The organism is [Clostridium] clostridioforme AGR2157, from assembly GCF_000424325.1.
Taxonomy (GTDB): domain Bacteria; phylum Bacillota; class Clostridia; order Lachnospirales; family Lachnospiraceae; genus Enterocloster; species Enterocloster clostridioformis_A.
On record NZ_AUJR01000021.1, the window covers coordinates 1 to 17,966 of the forward strand.

Consider the following 17,966-nt stretch of genomic DNA (forward strand, 5'->3'; position numbering starts at 1 on the left):
GATTTTTTTTGGACTATATGTAGGCACTGACTGGATAAGAAAATGTACATGGTCTTTATCTGTACCTACTTCCAAAAATCTTATTTCATACCTTTCCTGAATTCCCTCACACGTTTCTTTGATTACCCTATCTACATCTTCATCTATTACTACTCTTCTATATTTTGCTGGACATACGAAATGATACATGAGTACTGATACATTGTGTGACTTGCGTATTGTTTCACTCATCGCACAATTTCTCCTTTCCTTTTTCCTCTAGTATATCACTTCCTCCATGTCTTGAAAAAGTTTGTTACGCAGCAAGCTGCGGGGAATTAAACCCTCTTTTTGATTAAAACGGTAATTTTTTAACTGCATTCGGTAATTTTGCTGAAATACGGTAATTTTCTAATATTTAGGAGATTTTACCGGGCGTTGTTATATTTTTCTCTTTCAGGTACAGGAGCAGCAAAAGCATGTCCCCGCTCTGTGAAAAATCAAGGCCGGTCAGGTTCATCAGCTTTCAGCTGCCTTAAGAAGCTTTTCCCTGGCCGGGCGCCCCACCATAAGCTTTAACTTAAGATCCGGAAAACAGCTAGGGGCTTTTTTCACAGCCCCCTATCTGTCCCGTTCTCCTCTTTGCACAGCTCCATCAAAGTTCTGGCGCTGCGGGGCAGGAACTTATTCTTGTGGTAAATCACAGAGTACTTCCGGTTCAGAGCCAGGCCCTTTATCCTGAACTCGGCCAGTTCCCCTTCCCGAATGCCCTGGCGCACCAGGAAATAGGGCAGAATGGAAATACCCAGCCCTGCCTTTACACCCTGCAGGATGACCTGGTTGCTGGCGCTCTGCCATATGGGGCGGACATTCAGCTCCTGTGCGGCCAGTATACCGTCAAATATCTCCCTGCCGGCGCTTCCCTTTTCCCGCAAAATAAAATCCTGATTTCTTACCTCTGCCAGCTCCTCCAGGGTCCTTCCGGCAAATTCATGACCGGCCGGACATATGAAGGCCAGCCGGTCCCCTGCAAAGCTCTCGCTCAGGATAAAGGGGCTGTGGGCTACCCCCTCTATGATTCCCACATCGATTTCATTGTCCAGTATCTGCTGTTCAATGGTTCCTGAATTGGCAATGGATGCCTCCACCTTCAGGGCCGGATACTGCTGTTTCAGCCTCTTGATGTATCCGGGCAGCAGATAGGTCCCTATGGTGATGCTGGTCCCCACCTTGAGCCGTCCCATGGCGTCCACGTCCCGCACTCCCTGCTCCATCTCATCCAGCAGTTCTATGATATGCCTGGCATACTGGAGGGCCCTGCGGCCGTTCTCCGTCAGATACAGCTTGCGGGATATGCGGTCAAACAGCTTTACCCCGTAGTATTCTTCCATTTCTGAGATGGCCAGGCTGATGGACGGCTGGGCAATGAACAGCTGGGATGCGGCGGCCGTCATGCTCCCTGTCTCACATACAGTAACAAATATTTTCAGATGGCGAAGTGTCATGTTCCTCTTTTCCTGAACCGCATATGGCAGACTGAGGGTGCATCCCTGTAATCTGACATAGGGTCCATTATAATATATTTATTATAATCATTATTTAATTATAGTATTTTACATATGGATTTTCAAGCTGTATAGTAATAGCAGAAAAAACAAATACATGATTGTAATTAAATGTATTACTGTAATAAGGGGAATACCATCATGGTAGTTAACATAAAATCCAATAAACATGCCTCCTCCGGGGTTTCGGGACACGCGGGCAGCCGCAGCTCCCTTCTGGCAAAGCTCTTTCTTTCAACCTTGTACCTGAGCGCTTTTACCTTCGGAGGCGGATATGTCATCGTCACACTGATGAAGAAAAAATTTGTGGATGAATACCACTGGATTGATGAACAGGAGATGTTAGATCTGGTGGCCATTGCCCAGTCCTCGCCGGGCCCCATCGCTGTCAACGGAGCCATCGTGGCAGGCTATAAGCTGGCCGGCATGGCAGGCGTACTGACCACGGTCATTGCCACTGTCCTCCCGCCATTTACCATCCTGACTCTGATTTCCTTCTGCTACGCCGCCTTCCGTTCCAACCTTTTTGTGGGTTGGATGTTAAACGGAATGCAGGCCGGCGTGGGCGCTGTCATTGCCCAGGTGGTCTGGGAGATGGGCAGCGGCATCGTAAAAGACAGGCAGTGGATATCCGTCCTAATCATGGCCGCTGCCTTTATCGCCAATTATGTATACAATGTCAACGCAGTCCTGATAATCCTTTTGTGCGCCGCCATAGGTGCGGTCCGGACCCTTACTTCTGAGCACAATAAAAAAGGAACGGAAGGAGGCGCGCTATGATTTACTTCCGGCTATTTTTAAGCTTTCTGCAGATCGGCGCATTCAGTTTCGGAGGCGGATATGCCGCCATGCCTCTGATCCAGAACCAGGTGGTAACCCTTCACGGCTGGCTGAACCTGGCTGAGTTTACAGACCTTGTCACCATTTCCCAGATGACCCCCGGTCCCATTGCCATCAATGCCGCCACCTTCGTGGGCACCCGAATCGCAGGAACGCCCGGGGCTCTGGCAGCGACCATTGGATGCGTGCTGCCGTCCTGCATCCTGGTTACCCTTCTTGCGAAAATCTATCTCAAATACAGGAACTTAAGCCTGATTCAGGGCGTCCTCAAATCCCTGCGGCCTGCCGTGGTAGCCATGATTGGGGCAGCAGGCGTCAGCATACTGGTCACTGCCTTCTGGGGACTGGAGGGCTTTTCCCCTGATCTGAGCGCCATGAACCCGCGTTCCGTATGTATCTTCATCGGTGCCATGATACTGCTCATACGTTTTAAGATGAATCCCATCCTGGTGATGGTGCTGTCAGGACTGGCTGAGACCGCCTGCCAGCTGGCCATGCGCGTGATATAGCGTTTTCTAATCATTGACTTCCCGGTCCTCTCCTGTGAGGTCAGCTGCAACCAGAGCCTGGCCACCTTCAGACGCGCTGTACTCACACTCCCAAAAATGATATAATAAGCTTATCGCAGTACAAAAAAAGAATGGGGGAATCAATCATGGAAATCATTCAAGTAAAAAAAGACAAAAAGAAATATCTGGACCTGCTCCTGCTGGCAGACGAGCAGGAGGATATGGTGGACCGCTACCTGGAGCGGGGCGATATGTTTGTGCTGACGGACGGTACTGTCCGGGCGGAATGCGTGGTGACAAAAGAAGGTCCCGGCATATATGAGCTTAAAAATATAGCGACAGCCCCCCAGTTCCATAGACAGGGATACGGCCGCCGCCTGATTGAATATATCTTTACCTATTATCCGGATTTGAAGACACTTTATGTGGGCACCGGGGACAGTCCCCTCTCCCTGGGCTTTTACCATGCCTGCGGTTTCAAAGATTCCCACCGGGTGGAGCACTTCTTTACCGACAATTACGACCATCCCATCATTGAGGACGGAATCCAGCTGGTGGACATGGTCTATCTGAAACGGGAACGCGGCATGGACTGACTGCCGCAGCAGGGCCGGAACCAGGCCACTCTGTCTCACGGCTAAACCTGGGAAACTGGCCATTTATGTCTCCCGGCTAAACCCGGCTTCCAAATTCCTTCAGCCACTTTCTACGGGCCCTGTAATCCGGCAGGATTCGTTCCACCTCAGCCCAGAACCGCTCAGAATGGTTCATCTCTTTTCTGTGGGCCAGCTCATGCACCACCACATAATCCAGTATCTCCGGCGGCATGAGCACCAGCTTCCAGTGAAAATTCAGATTACCCTGGGCGCTGCAGCTGCCCCAGCGGGTCTTGGCGGCCCGCACGGCAATGCGGTTGTAATCCACTGCCATGCGCTCCGCGAAATAGGCGCATCGATTCTCCAGCTGCTTCTTGGCCTTCTTTCGGTAAAGCTTCTCCAGCTCAGGGTCCTTCTCATAGTCTTTGACCGGCCTGGCTTCCTCCTGCCTGCGCCGCTCCACCATCATGAACCATTTCTGCACAATCCATTCCTGGCGCTCCTTTATAAAGTCCATCACGTACTGGTTGGGAATGCGCACAGGCACCCTGGCATACACATGGCCGTCTGCCTTGATTTCCAGTAATATGGTACGCCGTTTGGAGTAGACCACCTCTACCGGAATGGCTCCCTCCTGGTCCCCATGGCGCCAGCTAATCTCCACTTTCTGTATCATGAAACGCTCCTTGCTATCCTACAAAACATCGGAAAAATGGGGACGGAGACGCTTGAACATCTTAAGTCCCAGCAAAAGCACCACCGCGGTGAAGCCCCAGTAATAAAGGGTCAGCGTGGGCCGTTCCCAGAACCAGTTTCCTGTGAGCATGGTATCCCTGTACCCGGCCACCACATAATAAAAAGGATTCAGCTTGAACAGCACCTCCACCCATTTTCCCGCTCCGGTAAACATGGCTTCGTGGTACATGATGGGGGTCATCCAGATACCGAACTGGAGGCAGATACTCACAATCTGCGCCATATCCTTAAAGAACACATTGACCGCGCTGGTAAAGAATCCGATACCCAGGGCCAGCAGGGACGCAGCCAGGGAATAATACACCAGCTGGAACCATATGACGGAGGGCATCCTGCCTATAATCAGATACATCCCAAACATGATGACCACGAAAAAGGCATGGACCAGCAGACAGGATATGAGCTTGATAATCGGCAGTATTTCCACCTTGAACACCACCTTCTTCACCAGATAGTTATACTCCTGGAGACAGTTGGTAATGCTGTTGACGGATTCACTGAAAAAAAACCAGGGCACAATGCCCGGCACCAGCCACTCCACATAAGTGAACCCTTCAATGGGAGGCGGGGATTTAAAGCCCATTCCGAATACAACTGCATAGATGCTGACTGTCACGATGGGCTGTATGAACATCCACACCACCCCAAAGTAAGAGCCCACAAAACGTTTCCGGAAATCAGCCTTGCCCAAATCCCATATAAGCTTCCGTTTTCCTATAATCTCTTTCATCAGAGAAAGCACATAATTCATATAAGTAAATTCCTTTTCATCAGAACTTGAAGGTATCCTTAAGGCCGCTCCACTTTCTGTCCTTATCCGATATAATCAGCTGCATGTCCGGTTCTATGGGCCAGTCCACCCCGATTTCAGGGTCGCTCCACAGCAGGCCGCCCTCGTCTCCCGGATGGTAGAAGTCCGTGCACTTGTAGGCGAATTCCGCTTCATCGGACAGTACCAGGAATCCATGGGCAAAACCTTCGGGTATATAAAACTGCTTCTTATTCTCTGCGGAAAGGATGACGCCAAACCATTTTCCGTAGGTTTCGGAATCGGAACGCAGGTCCACCGCCACATCGTAGACAGTACCGCGCACCACCCTTACCAGCTTGCCCTGGGGATACTGCTTCTGGAAATGCAGTCCTCTCAGTACGCCCTTGACGGACATGGACTGGTTGTCCTGTACGAACACCATGTCGAGACCTGCTTCCCTAAAATCATTCTGATTGTAGGTCTCCATAAAATATCCTCTCTCATCCTTAAAAACCGCAGGTTCAATCACACACAGCCCCTTGATGTCACAGGGGGTCACTTTAATCTTTCCCATAACTCCATTCGCTCCTTTTTTATTGTCAAACACGCCTGACCGGCCGTCAGCCCTCTGGCAGACGTTATCCACATCCATCTGGCAATTCTATCACTTTATCCACAGACTGGCAAGTCCTTATGCACCTGTGAACCGCCTAAATCCATTTCCCATGTCCATATATCCGCAGCGTGATCTACAGGAAAACCAGGCCGTGCCGCGGCTCCGGACAGCTCTGCGCCGCAATTCCAAACAACTCTGTGCCGCAATTCCAAACAGCTCTGTGCCACGGCCCCAGGCAATTCCGTCACACCCTCAGGCATACCAGGCTGAACAGACGCAGCACCACATAGATATCCATGGCGGCCATGGCAAACAGCAGTCCCCTGTCATCCCAGTCCGTCCGCACCACCTTGTCATTTTTGAGGCTGAGAAGGAAAATGGGGAGCAGCGGAAGCAGATATCTTCCCTGGACTCCGTTTATGACATTGGAGCTCACCGGCGTCCAGGCTAACAGCATGGAGAACATCAGCGCTCCCAGACACACCAGGCAGAGAAACCATATCCACAGACGCCCCTTCCATTGGATGAAAATGCTCTCTCCGGGTTTTCTGAGCGCCAGCATCACCAGTATGGCTGTCAGCCCCAGTATAACCGCATAGGGGGTGTTGAGCACTGCATCCATGTTTCCCAGCGCTCCTCCAATCATGCCGGAGTATAGCTGTTCCCCCTGCCAGGCCAGGGTATTGTAACACATCTTAAGCACCAGCATGGGACTGTGAAGCAGCTGTCCGAAGGTGTACCCTGTTTCCCCGGCCCAGGCTACATACCCCTGGTCAGCCTGGGTGTAAAGGGACACGGTCCTGTGGTTCACCACTGCCATGGCCGCTGCAAATGCTCCCAGTACGGAAGCAGCCGACAGGCTCCATTTTCCCCAGCCTCCGAACTTTCTCACCGGTATCAGGAGACAGAAACCGGCTATGACGCCGTACACCATCTTGCAGGGTCCCATGACAGCCATCACAAGAGCCAGGGCAGCTACATCCCTCACCCGTACACGCTCTGCCTTGTAAGCCAAATAAAGGCATACCGCAGTAAAGTATCCGCTGAGGGCTATAATCATCACATCATAGGAAAAGGACGCCGCCAGATGGAGCGTCATGGGAAGCAGGGCCGCTCCTGCCGCCACCTCCCTGCCAAAGGGCATCCTGCGAATGGTAAGACATCCCATGGCAGTGAAAAACATAAGGTTGAACAGCCGTCCCAGGAATAACAGTCCCAGGCCGCCCAGCCCCAGCATCCTTCCCAGGGCAATCCCCATGGCCTGGGGAACATAGGCCAGGGGCGTGGTCCGCACCGGCATCTGGTATGACATGACGGTCCCGTCCTCACCAGTGCTTCCAAGGCCCCGCTCCTTTATGGTCCGGTATGTGCCCTCCTCCAGCTTCTGTCCCAGTACCACAGCCGTTTTTCCGCCGTCCTCCACAGCTTCATAATCCATGACTCCTGTCAGGTCCTCAATGAATACGTCCTGGGCTCTTATAAACACCCGCTCGTCCTCCGCCCTGGCGGTCCTGCCCATCAGGCGGCTTGAAAGCTGGTAAGCGCTGATATAATGGCTCACCTCGTCCGGGGCAGACAGGGGAGGGAGGACCACCATATACATCAGGCCGATTCCCATGGCGGCTGCGGGAAATATCCGCGCCAGGCCATAGTCCCGCCTTACCAGGAACAGGTATCCCACTGCCGCCAGTACCAGAACCGCAAATACCATCAGCCCGCCGTACCAGCCGTAGAGGAAACGATCCCCTGTTTCCAGGACACCGGCCCTGACATCCGTCAGATGCCACAGTCCAAGGGCAAGAACGCCGCAGGAGCCTCCCAGCCAGACACAGCGGGAATGGCCGCGCGGCATCCTTCCTGCCCCGGCATCATGCCCGATTCCCGGTCTGCTGCTTTCCTGTTTCCTCCCCGCTTTCTTACCTGCCATCTGTTTCCTCCCCGCCCATTTTCTCTGTACTCATGCCCTCCTTGGCGTCCGCTCCGGCTGACTCCTCCTTTTCCAGGAATCTCTGTATCTTAAGCTCCAGTTCCTCCCTGTCCTTCTGGTCCAGCGCAATGCGCTGCACCAGCTCCTTTTGCCTGCTTTCCATCTGGGACATCTGGAGTGTCATCCCAAACACCTTCACAATCAGCAGGAAAATCATGAACAGAAAGAGAAAATTAGGGGTGGAGTATATTCCCAGCAAATGGGCGCAGGCATCCGCCACAGCCGGGAACAGTGAGAACGCCACCAAAATCAGGGCCATGATAACCCAGAACAGCGCTGCCTCAATCTGTACCTTAGCCTGCCGAATCTTCCGCATCATAAAAGCCATAGTCAATATAGAGACTAAAACCAGAATCACTCTGAATATCACTGTCATCATAGGATGAATCCCTGCCTTCTTTTGTTATTTCCAATACTCCTTATTCATGCTGCACGCTGCCGCCAGCTTCACAGGCAGGAAACGGTAACACCTGCCCAGGCGGTAGCCTGCGTATTTGAATCCGCTCTTTACAATCAGTCCGGGCACCAGCCATGGACGGCGGTGGGTCACAAGATAACGGGCTGTCTGCCTGACCAGACGGATTCCCTCGCCCTCCGGGCGGATGCCCCCGAATATCTCCGGATGGTCTGCCTGGGACACAGCCAGGTCGAAATTGCGGTGGAACTGGGCCGCGCACCCATAATTGTGGGAATGAATGACTCTGGCCTCCGCCACATACGCGACGGCGTAATCGTCCTGCAGCACTGCCTTCCCTGCAAATATCATATCCTCGTTGAATATGGTCTTATGAATGAAACCGCCCTGGAACCAGAACTTCTCCCTGTCATAGGCGCAGCATACATTGGAGGCAAAAAAGGTCTTGATGCCCATTCTTCCCAGGTCCTCCTTGGTCTTTATGCAGCTGTCCTCCGGATAATTAAAGGAACGGGTAAAGCGCTCCGCCATGGCGCAGTCCTTATCCGGCAGCTGCCTGGCATAGGCCATGATGACCGACTCCCCGCCGGGCCCCCTCTTGTCAAAGGCAGCCGTCAGATGCTCAATCAGCCTTTCATCGGCCGGAACCGCGTCGTCTGTCATAAATACCATGATATCCGCCCTGCTGTAGCGGGCCCCCCTGTTTCTGGTGGCTCCATGGTCAAATTCCTCCTTGGACAGATGGTGCACTTCCAGATTGCCGATTCCCTCAAAGCCCTTTTCATTCCAGTAGGCCTTCTCTGTATTCATGACAATGATTTTTCCTATGGGATAGGTCTGCATGGAAAGCATCTTTAAAAGCCTGGAAAACTTCTTTCCGGGCTTGTAGGTGGGTATGATTACATCCACCCGCAGCACGCGCTTTCTCTCCCGGCCATCCGTTATCTCTGTGTTACGTGTTACTTCCTCCATTACCGGTATTCTCCTTTTTCTCACTCTGACAGGCGCCCGCCGTATGCAGGCCGAAGCCCGTCACTAATCCCATCATGAGCAGCAGATAGCAGCCCGCCGCACCATTAATCCCAAATTTTGATACCAGAAAGCCGGATAATACCGCTGCTGCAGCCGCGGCTGCCAGATATACGGCAAATATGGCCTTCTGTCTGCGCATGATTACAAGAGCATAATACATCAGATTGGCCAGGGCATAGAACCCTCCTCCCAGCACAATGATGATGAAAGCCCCGTAATAGCTGACCAGCCTTCCTTCATAACCTCTTCCAAGAATCATCTCCATCACGGACAGCACCCATTTTCCCAAAACAGCAGTAGCCCCCACTGCCAGCACCGTAAGTCCCAGGATGATGGCGCCGATGTTCCTGAGCTCCTTCTTAAAGCAGTCATAGTCCTTTCCGGTCCACAAGTTTGTAAGCCTGGTCAGAAAGGGCCTGATTACAAAATTGGCTACCATATAAATAACAGAGGTGGGCATAAAAATCAAGTTAAAGTATCCCGACGCAGCATCGTTCATCCTGGCGTCAATGGCATATTTGGCAGCGGAGAACACATAAAAGTCCAGAAAGGCCGATATAAACAGGAATAAGGTGCTTTTAAACAGCCTTCCCGTCTTCCTCTCCCCCTTGTTCCAGTCCACCGACGGCAGGGCGTGGATAACATCCAGGTTAAACAGCGCGATTCCCGCTGCCTGGGCAGCCACCGCGGCCAGACAGGAGAACAAAAGGTGTTCAAATGCCGCCAGCGTCACCAGAAATACGCTGACCGAAAAAAGAGTTCGGAAAAAATTGGATTTTCCCGTAAGATACAGGCTTCCCTGGCGCTGAAATTCCGACTCATATACATCAGCATACCCATCTATTACCTTGTATATGACAAGCAAAATGAGAATCATGCATTTGTCCGCCGTGTAACGCCCCATGCCGTGCATGAAGGTGAGGAACACGGCCCCTGCCGCCAGAGCCATAATACATGTTATGTTCCTGTGCTCCAGATAATCCCCAAAGGAATACTCGCCTGTTCCGTCCGTAATCTGGAAGGGACGGATACCAAAATAAGCTACAATAAACATCTGCTGTCCCAGAGTGGAAAATCCGAAGGAAAAGATACCTCCCTGGTCGTCTCCCACCACCCGTATGACCAGAAAAGACAGAACCATGCTGGCCAATGCATAGACAAAACTCCCTGCAATATTCCAGACCACGTTCTGCCGTCCGATATCCGTTCCTTTATATAATAAATGTTTCGTCAGATTCTTCATGATGTTCTCCAAGCTCCGGGGGATAGCCGGAAAATACTAGCGTTTCCTGAAATTCTGAATCATAAGTATGGAAATCAGCATCCTGGCCATATAGTGGACGGCTGTCAGCGGTTTTAAATAGCTCTCCCCCTCCAGCCTTTCGTCAATGGTCACCTGCAGCTCCGCTACCCTGGCTCCCTGTTTGATCAGGAAGGAAACCGTGTCCGGCTCCGGTCCGTAATTCAGGTTAAGGGCGAATTCCTCTATCATCCTCCGGTTAAACATGCGCATGCCCGAAGTGGGATCCGTCACCCTTGTTCCGGTGGTAAACCGGATGGCGCTGCCTATGATTCTGCTTCCAATCATCCTGACCGACCATCCCTTTTTCTCCGTTACAAACCGGGAGCCTATGACAATGTCATACCCTTCCTCCATCTTCTGTCTCATGGCCTCAATGTACTCGGGCCTGTGCTGTCCGTCTCCGTCAAACTGGACGGCGTAGCGGTACCCCTTCCTGTAGGCGTATTTCATACCGGCCTGGAAGCATCCGGCCAATCCCAGATTCACCGGCAGGTCCAGAAGGTTATATCCCTTTTCCCTGCAGATTTTGGCTGTGCTGTCCCTGGAACCGTCGTTCACCACCACATAATCCAGCTGCCCAAAGCCCCGGACCAGGTCCTCCACCACCCTCTCTATATTCTTTTCCTCATTAAAAGCCGGTATCACCAACAGTACCTTATCCATGTTCGTCTCCTACATCCCCCTTATGATGCCGCAGATACGGTCCACATCCTCTAACTCCAGGTCCGCATAACACGGCAGCGTCAGCACGCGGTCAGCCACGTAAGCTGCCACCGGCGTATCCTTGGAGGAAAACCTGCCCTTGTAACACTGGAAATCATTGATCAGGGGATAAAAATATTTTCTGGGGTATATTCTGTGCCCTGCCAGGCAGTCATATACCTGGTCCCGGTCAGCCTTAAAGTTCTCAAACAGCACAGGGAAATAGGCGTAATTGGGCGTAAGCCCTTCTTTGAAAGAAGGCAGCTTAATACCCGGCACGCCTGCCAGGCCGGACAGATAACGCTCCACCACCAGCCTGCGCCTGCCTATCTCCTGGTCCAGATGATGCAGGTTGCACAGTCCCATGGCTGCCTGGAATTCATTCATCTTGGCGTTCCCGCCTACCCATACCACATGCTCCTGGTCCACAATGCCGAAATTCTTAAGGCAGTTCAGACGGTGCTCCATCCAGTCCTCCTGAAAGGTTACCGCTCCCCCTTCAATGGAGTTGAACACCTTGGTGGCATGAAAGCTGAAAATACTGGCATCCCCAAATTCACCGACGCTTTTTCCTTTATACCGCTCCCCAAAGGTGTGGGCCGCATCGTATATTACCTTCAGCCCGTGTTTCCTGGCTATTGCCTCAATGCGCTCCACATCGCACAGGTTTCCATACACATGGACCGGCATAATAGCCGAGGTCTTATCCGTGATAAGTGCCTCGATTTTTTCCGCGTCCATGGTGAAATCCTCCGGATTGATGTCGCAGAATACCGGGGTCAGGTTATTGCGCACAATGGCATGGGTGGTGGACGCAAAGCTGAAGGGGGTGGTAATCACCTCGCCGGTCAGCTCCAGGGCCTGGATGGCCATTTCCAGAGCCATGTGCCCGTTTACAAACAGCACCATGTTCCGGATTCCCATGTACTCCTTAAGCTCCTTTTCCAGCTGTTTGTGGAAATCCCCCATATTAGTCAGCCATGCGCTGTCCCATATGGGTTTTATCATCTCTATATATTCTTCGTAAGAAGGAAGGGAGGACCGGGTAACCAGTATCTCCTTCTCTTTATCTTCCTGTCCGTTCATACGTCATTTTGTCCTTTCTGCAGGCCGCTATGCATCTCAAGGCCTGCCTCAGCGCGCCGTCCTGCGTCTCAAATCCCGCCTCCCCGCACCGCCCTACCACCGCATCCTGCACACCACGGTCAGAAACCACACCTCTGCCAGGACGAGTCCCAAAACAGCCCTGGCTGCCGCCATGCCTGCCGGGCCGGTTCCCAGATACTCCTTATAGTAATACAGCTTGCTCCTATGAAGCAGCCTCTGCTTATCCACGATCCGTTTAAAGCTTTTGTCAATGCTGACAGAATGGGCATGGACATAGGACTCATCCGTTACCAGCACGGTCTTCAGACCCATTTTCCTGAACTTCTGTCCCAGCACCTTTTCTTCATAATACAAAAAGATGTGTTTGTCAAATACTTCTTTTATTTCCCCCGGCGTGAGAAGGCCTGTCTTTAACATAAAAAAGGACCCGGGAACCGCATCCACCAGGCGGCAATCCTCATCCCCCGCATACGCAAGCCTGTAGGAAGGCGTATTCAGCATGGCCTTAAACAGACGTCTGGTAACCAAACCCGTATCCAGCAGGTCCTTCCACAGAGGAAGGAGGGTCCAGTAGGAAAACAGTTCTCCCCCCTGCGGGTCCTTCACCCTGGCTGAGGCAGCCACCGCGCCCTGGGTCTTGTCCAGTGCATCCTTTACCCGCCGGATGCAGCGCGGCGTCACATGAATGTCCGGGTTGGCAATGATTACATAGTCTGCCTCCAGACAGCTTACGGCGTAATTGATTCCCTCCTGGTTTCCCATGCCGTAGCCGCCGTTTTGCTCCAGCCGAAGCGCGTGGACCTTTCCGCTGCCATTCAGTGTCCGGAGGAGCTTCCATGAATCATCGGATGAGTGGTTGTCCACCACCACCACGCAGTCCAGGCACTCATAATCCCTGACCTCATCCACCAGTGACAGGGTGGTGCGGCAGTCATTATAGTTCAATATAATCATGCTTATCTTATCCATATCATTTCCCGCTTCCAAAAGCCTTCTGCTTCCTTCGGCTGTCCACCAGCCTCATCCCCAGCCTGCGGCTGATCCACAGCCGGAAGGCAGGGCAGATAAGGCTCACATGGTTAAACACCCACCACATGTACATGTACAGCCTCTTTCCCTCCTGTTTTGGGGTTCCCTTCCAGGGAGTCTTATCCAGATAATACTCATAGAGCCTTCTGAAATGGTTGTGGCTGCCGGCTATCCAGGGCCTCTCGTCTCCCAGATAATGAATGATGACAGGGGCCTTTCCCGCCTGCCTGTACTCGTCCTCCCCCACTGCCCGGTATGCCCCGCACATGTTCACCAGGGTCCTGTACCTGAAATACCGGTAGTTGGTAAAATAATTATACCGGACCGGCAGCGTGATGATTCTGCCTCTCAGCGCGCCGTTAATGGTATCCTGGTCACAGGCAAATAGGCTGCCCTGATGGCTTCTGTAAAATTCCAGCAGCTGCCCCAGCACATCCTGGTTTCTCCACGCCTCCAGGTCCATGAGCAGGACTCCGGAATTATAGTAAGGCTCATCCTTTTCCATGCCGATGGATTCCTTCATCTCCCTGTAAACCGTGGGCTCCATCACCATACCCACCAGATGGCTTCCAAGCTCTGTCTCATACAGGGGACGTATGCTTCCGTTCACAATGGTATCGCAGTCCAGATACAGGGCCTTTCTTACGCAGTCCGGCAGCACCCTGGGGGCAAAGAGGCGCCCCATGGCGCTTATATCAAATCCCCTGGTATCCACCTCATAGTCAAACCGATCCCTCAGTTTTCCCAGCTCCGCCACATGAAGGCTGCGGCTGAATTTTCCCGCAACAGAGGCCAGGCGTTCAAGGTAAGCCTCACTCATTCCCACGGACAGGATATATACGTCCATCCGGGGGATGTTCCTGCTGTGGTCCAGCAGGGAATAAAGGGAGGCCGCCAGATGTCCGGCATACCCGTCATTAGACGCATAAATGATATTAACAGTTTCTGTATTCCAATCCATATTATGGCACCTATTTCTTACATTCTCTAGTCTTTCTAAGGTCATTTTGTTTACAATTTTACATTATAGCGGGTAAAAAGTAAATCACATCTGGAATTTTCCTGCCAAATATGATAGATTAAGACATGTATGGTAATCTATATAAAATTCAGGAGGATGTTACGAATGAATGAGTTAACGAAGCGTGCTGTCGCAGCCCTTCTGTCCGGACTTCTGGTCTTAGGTCAGGCCGGACCCGCATTGGCCGCGCAGGATGATTCTATTTATGGTCCGGCTTTTTCCACAAAAGTCGAACAAACCTCCCCTGGTTCTTCAGAAAGCCAGAGTGGGGGCGTGCAGAGTTCCGGCCCGCAGTCAGTGGCTCCTGCCAACGCAGCCCCGGCAGAACAGGCCGATGGGGGCAGCGCTGCAGCAGCCGGCAGCACTGAGGCAGCCGCTAAAGCCGGCACAGACAGCGTGTCTTCCTCTGCCACGGACCAGAACGCGGCACAGGCAGCAGACGACTCGGCGCAGGCCGATGCAGAGGCAGCCGCAGCAGCCCAGTTTGCAGCAGAGGAAGCTGCCAGACAGGCATCAGCCAATACGCCTTTTGTCCAGATTCAGGTGCTCCGTCCGGATACCACATGGACCGATCCTGTAATAGGCGATACACCGGTAGTGACAGAGCAGGGATTCCGTTCCATGTCCGTCTATCTGAACAACATAGTGGGCGACATCCTTTACAGGACGTATACAAGCGCGCATGGCTGGAGCGACTGGGCCATGAACGGCGGCCACACCACTGTCTGGGAGGACGGCGCCCTGGTGGAGGCCATCCAGATGCGTTTCAACGGCTTTGTGGGCAACACATTTGATATTTACTACTGCACAACCCTGAACGATGGGACAGAGTTAAACTGGGCGCGCAACAGCGCAACAGCAGGAACCATGGGTACAGGAAAGGTGCTGAGCGGCTTCAGGGTATCCCTCTGGGGTAAAGGCGTGGAAGGCGCTGCCTACAACATGGAGAAACCATTGGAAGCAGCGTTCCCGGACGGAATCCAGGTTGTGGACGGGGCAGTGGCATACAGTAACGGCACCGGCGTTCCATTTACCGGATGGGCCTGGAATGACAGGGACCGCTACTACTTTGTGAACAATGCGCCTGTAACAGGCTGGCAGTACATAGACGGTTTCAAGTATTACTTTGACGAGACCGGCAAGCTGCTGACCGACTTAGAGCCCATTGTGGGCAACAGCGGTCCGTTCCTCATCAGCATCAACAAGCAGATGAACTGCATGACCATCTTCGCACAGGACGGAGCCAACGGCTTCATCATCCCGGTAAAGACCTATCTTACCTCTACCGGACCGGATACCCCGATTGGAACCTTCCAGACACCGGCCAAGTATCGTTGGCGTGACATGAACCACGGAATCTTCACCCAGTACGCGACGCGTATTTACAAGGGCTTCCTGATTCACTCCATCCTGTACAGCCGTCCGGACCCCATGACATTAGATCCGCTGACCTATAATTATCTGGGTATCGCAGAGTCAGCCGGCTGTGTCCGCCTCCTTTCCGGAGACGCCAAATGGGTATATGACAACTGTGCACTGGGCACCACGGTGACCATCTACAACTCGCCAAAGGCAGGCCCTTATGACCGGCCGGCCATTGAGTGGGTCATTCCGGGAGACCAGCACTGGGATCCCACAGATCCTCTATTTGCCCAGCAGCAGTGATTTTTAAACCATGGGTAATCTTTAAAACTATATTATAAAGGCATATTATAAAGTATACAGCCAAAATGGCGGGGAACCGTTCATTGGAATCACTTTCCAATGAACGTCTTCCTCGCCATTTCATATACTGCCGGCATGGTATGCTCAAATCTCAGAAAAAACCGCATCCTGGGCGTAAGCTCTTTATAATACCTGCGGTATTGGGGATTGAATATCTCCTCAAACTGCTTGGTGTTTACCATTGTCTGGTAATAGGTCCTGCGGGCAGCGCTCTCTGCCGCTTCCTTAAACCTGCCCCCTGTGGCCCTGTCAAACTGCTCATAGGTGCGCTTCATGCGATCACAGTAAGCCCTCTGCTTACCCTGGTAATCCCCGTTCTTTCCCTCCACGGTCCAGGAACCTGCCACGCCTACCCGGTAGGCGCTCATGGCCTCGTCAAAGTAATAGCCGTATCCGTTTGCCGCCGCAATCAACTGGATTGGCGTATCCCCCACGGGACAGTCCACATAGTAATCAGGCAGCTCCCTCACCAGACGGGCCGGAAATGCCATGGAAGACATGGCGTAGCCCGAAGGCTTGTCAATGATTTCCTCCGGGGACAGGACGCGGCTCTCCCTGTACGGCCTCATCTGGCCCTCTGTCAGCGCCTTTCCCACCAAATCTATGCTGGCGCTGTGGATGCACAGGGTACAGTCAGGGTGGGCTTCCATATAATTCACCTGCTTCTGAAGCTTATCCGGAGACAGGAAATAGTCGTCCCCGTCACACATGAAAATATACTTTCCCCTGGCCCTGGGGAAATTAAAGGCCCCGCTGATATTGTCGATTCCCTGTGAATACTGGTTTTCTGTCTGAATCAGAGGCTTCACCTGGTCCGGATACCTGGCCGCATATTCCCGGATAATATCGCTGGTCCCGTCCGTGGATGCATCGTCGTGGACCAGTATCTCAAATGCAAAATCTGTCTCCTGCATCAGAAAGCTGTCCAGGGCTGTTCTGATATAATTCACATGATTAAATGTAACACAGCTGATGCTGGCCATTATAGTTGTATCTGCGGTTTGCGGCCCGGCGCCGCCTTGCACTTTGTCGCTCATATCCTGTCACACCTCCCTACCGCTCCACCTTGGTAATATATTCCTCGTATTTCCTGGCAATATACATGCCTGTGACACTGCCGTCCTGCTCTATTTCCTTTCCCTCAAAACAGCGCAGATGGTTTGTCACACAGTCATATCCCGCCAGACAGGAAAACTCCACGCCGCCGGAAAATCTGGGATTGCACTCCAGCATGTGGTAAACGCCGTCCCGGTCCTCTATAAATTCCATGTTCACGCATCCCCTGATTCCCAACAGCCCGGCAATGGCCCGGCACCGTTCCTCCAGCTGGCGGTTTTTGAATACCAGCACAGAGGTTCCTGCTCCGTTTGGAGTCCGCAAAAGCTCCCTGCGGCAGATAGCTGCGCATGTGCCCTGCTCAGGGCTTCGTACCACATCCACCGTGACCACGTTTCCCTTTATCATGGGCTGGACGATATAATCTGCCGGATCTGTTTCCCCCAGGAACCCCTCCATCTCGCGGCGGGATCCCACAATCCTAAGGCCCTGGCTGCTTCTTCCATTGTAGGGCTTACACACAGCCGGATACCTGATTTCATCCGGGTCCGCGTCCCCCAGGCGCAGAGTGGGAATCACGGTTCCCTCCATATGCTCCTCCAGATAGCGGTACAGCTCCATCTTGTCACGGCACAGGCCGATGCAGGCCTTGTCCGACATGCATAAGGTTACATTTATTTCACTGAATTCGTCCCGTTGAAGATTGAACACATCAATCTCCGTGTCTGTCAGGGGAATGACGGCCTCCGCCCCTTCCTTCCGGCAAACGGACATCATAGTCCCTATATAATGGTCTGTGTCCGTTGCATAGGGAACCTGATAAAACACCTCCACGTTCCCCGCGTCCGCAATCCATTCCCTGGGATACACATCGCAGCCTATGACCCGGATTCCATTCTCCCTGCATTTCTTAATGACGATATCAGCCGAAAAAGACCCTATGGCTGTCACAATCACTGTCCTCATTTTACGTTCCT

At 52.5% G+C, this 17,966-nt stretch carries 19 protein-coding genes; 4 read left to right on the forward strand and 15 right to left on the reverse strand.

Going from position 1 to position 17,966, the window contains the following annotated elements:
• Both tnpA and G614_RS0110515 read right to left on the reverse strand, forming a co-directional pair.
• On the reverse strand, positions 1-231 hold a 231-nt coding region (tnpA, locus tag G614_RS0110500; protein WP_027641899.1), incomplete at its 3' end, for an IS200/IS605 family transposase.
• 359 nt (positions 232-590) lie between these two features.
• Positions 591-1,484 carry a LysR family transcriptional regulator gene (locus G614_RS0110515; RefSeq protein ID WP_022201486.1) on the reverse strand — a complete coding sequence of 298 codons (894 nt, stop codon included), beginning with the start codon at positions 1,482-1,484 and terminating at the stop codon, positions 591-593.
• Positions 1,485-1,685: 201 nt separating this feature from the next.
• Between G614_RS0110515 and G614_RS0110520 the strand changes: the two genes are divergently transcribed.
• From G614_RS0110520 to G614_RS0110530, 3 genes are all read left to right on the forward strand, one after another.
• The gene (locus G614_RS0110520) at positions 1,686-2,324 is read left to right on the forward strand and encodes a chromate transporter (RefSeq protein ID WP_022201485.1); all 639 of its coding nucleotides are present in this window, start codon (positions 1,686-1,688) and stop codon (positions 2,322-2,324) included.
• The gene (locus tag G614_RS0110525) at positions 2,321-2,893 is read left to right on the forward strand and encodes a chromate transporter (RefSeq protein WP_027641900.1); all 573 of its coding nucleotides are present in this window, start codon (positions 2,321-2,323) and stop codon (positions 2,891-2,893) included. The genes G614_RS0110520 and G614_RS0110525 overlap by 4 nt, the downstream gene beginning before the upstream one ends.
• A gap of 146 nt (positions 2,894-3,039) precedes the next feature.
• Positions 3,040-3,489, forward strand: a complete 450-nt coding sequence (locus G614_RS0110530; protein WP_027641901.1) for a GNAT family N-acetyltransferase — start codon at positions 3,040-3,042, stop codon at positions 3,487-3,489.
• 76 nt (positions 3,490-3,565) lie between these two features.
• Here G614_RS0110530 and G614_RS0110535 read toward each other — a convergent pair whose 3' ends face one another.
• From G614_RS0110535 to G614_RS0110585, 11 genes are all read right to left on the reverse strand, one after another.
• The gene (locus tag G614_RS0110535) at positions 3,566-4,165 is read right to left on the reverse strand and encodes a M48 family metallopeptidase (protein ID WP_027641902.1); all 600 of its coding nucleotides are present in this window, start codon (positions 4,163-4,165) and stop codon (positions 3,566-3,568) included.
• Positions 4,166-4,183: 18 nt separating this feature from the next.
• Entirely contained in the window at positions 4,184-4,996 is an 813-nt protein-coding gene (locus G614_RS0110540) for an ABC transporter permease (RefSeq protein ID WP_002585772.1), read from the reverse strand.
• 19 nt (positions 4,997-5,015) lie between these two features.
• On the reverse strand, positions 5,016-5,570 hold the full coding sequence (gene rfbC, locus G614_RS0110545; protein WP_022201481.1) for a dTDP-4-dehydrorhamnose 3,5-epimerase: 555 nt from the start codon (positions 5,568-5,570) through the stop codon (positions 5,016-5,018).
• 286 nt (positions 5,571-5,856) lie between these two features.
• Positions 5,857-7,539: a DUF2142 domain-containing protein gene (locus tag G614_RS0110550; RefSeq protein ID WP_027641903.1), complete on the reverse strand. Its 1,683-nt coding sequence runs from the start codon at positions 7,537-7,539 to the stop codon at positions 5,857-5,859.
• On the reverse strand, positions 7,529-7,978 hold the full coding sequence (locus G614_RS0110555; protein ID WP_027641904.1) for a DUF2304 domain-containing protein: 450 nt from the start codon (positions 7,976-7,978) through the stop codon (positions 7,529-7,531). The genes G614_RS0110550 and G614_RS0110555 overlap by 11 nt, the downstream gene beginning before the upstream one ends.
• A gap of 24 nt (positions 7,979-8,002) precedes the next feature.
• Complete coding sequence (locus G614_RS0110560; protein WP_027641905.1) at positions 8,003-8,986, reverse strand: glycosyltransferase family 2 protein; 984 nt, start codon at positions 8,984-8,986, stop codon at positions 8,003-8,005.
• A complete protein-coding gene (locus G614_RS0110565; RefSeq protein ID WP_027641906.1) occupies positions 8,967-10,289 on the reverse strand; it encodes a lipopolysaccharide biosynthesis protein in 1,323 nt (440 codons plus the stop codon). Before G614_RS0110565 ends, G614_RS0110560 begins: the two co-directional genes overlap by 20 nt.
• A 36-nt stretch (positions 10,290-10,325) precedes the next feature.
• On the reverse strand, positions 10,326-11,012 hold the full coding sequence (locus tag G614_RS0110570; protein ID WP_027641907.1) for a glycosyltransferase family 2 protein: 687 nt from the start codon (positions 11,010-11,012) through the stop codon (positions 10,326-10,328).
• 9 nt (positions 11,013-11,021) lie between these two features.
• Positions 11,022-12,137, reverse strand: a complete 1,116-nt coding sequence (locus tag G614_RS0110575) for a DegT/DnrJ/EryC1/StrS family aminotransferase (RefSeq protein ID WP_027641908.1) — start codon at positions 12,135-12,137, stop codon at positions 11,022-11,024.
• Positions 12,138-12,230: 93 nt separating this feature from the next.
• The gene (locus G614_RS0110580; protein ID WP_022201473.1) at positions 12,231-13,127 is read right to left on the reverse strand and encodes a glycosyltransferase family 2 protein; all 897 of its coding nucleotides are present in this window, start codon (positions 13,125-13,127) and stop codon (positions 12,231-12,233) included.
• Position 13,128: 1 nt separating this feature from the next.
• Positions 13,129-14,148 (reverse strand): glycosyltransferase family 8 protein, encoded by a 1,020-nt coding sequence (locus tag G614_RS0110585; RefSeq protein WP_027641909.1) that lies wholly within the window; start codon positions 14,146-14,148, stop codon positions 13,129-13,131.
• A gap of 165 nt (positions 14,149-14,313) precedes the next feature.
• On the opposite strand from G614_RS0110585, the gene G614_RS0110590 reads away from it, so the two are divergent.
• Positions 14,314-15,873 carry a L,D-transpeptidase gene (locus G614_RS0110590; RefSeq protein WP_027641910.1) on the forward strand — a complete coding sequence of 520 codons (1,560 nt, stop codon included), beginning with the start codon at positions 14,314-14,316 and terminating at the stop codon, positions 15,871-15,873.
• Between the two features lie 89 nt (positions 15,874-15,962).
• Here the strand turns inward: G614_RS0110590 and G614_RS0110595 are convergent, their stop codons facing one another.
• Both G614_RS0110595 and G614_RS0110600 read right to left on the reverse strand, forming a co-directional pair.
• Positions 15,963-16,970, reverse strand: coding sequence for a glycosyltransferase family 2 protein (locus tag G614_RS0110595; protein WP_027641911.1), 1,008 nt, complete (start codon positions 16,968-16,970; stop codon positions 15,963-15,965).
• 16 nt (positions 16,971-16,986) lie between these two features.
• The gene (locus tag G614_RS0110600; protein WP_027641912.1) at positions 16,987-17,955 is read right to left on the reverse strand and encodes an ATP-grasp domain-containing protein; all 969 of its coding nucleotides are present in this window, start codon (positions 17,953-17,955) and stop codon (positions 16,987-16,989) included.
• Positions 17,956-17,966 lie beyond the last annotated feature (11 nt).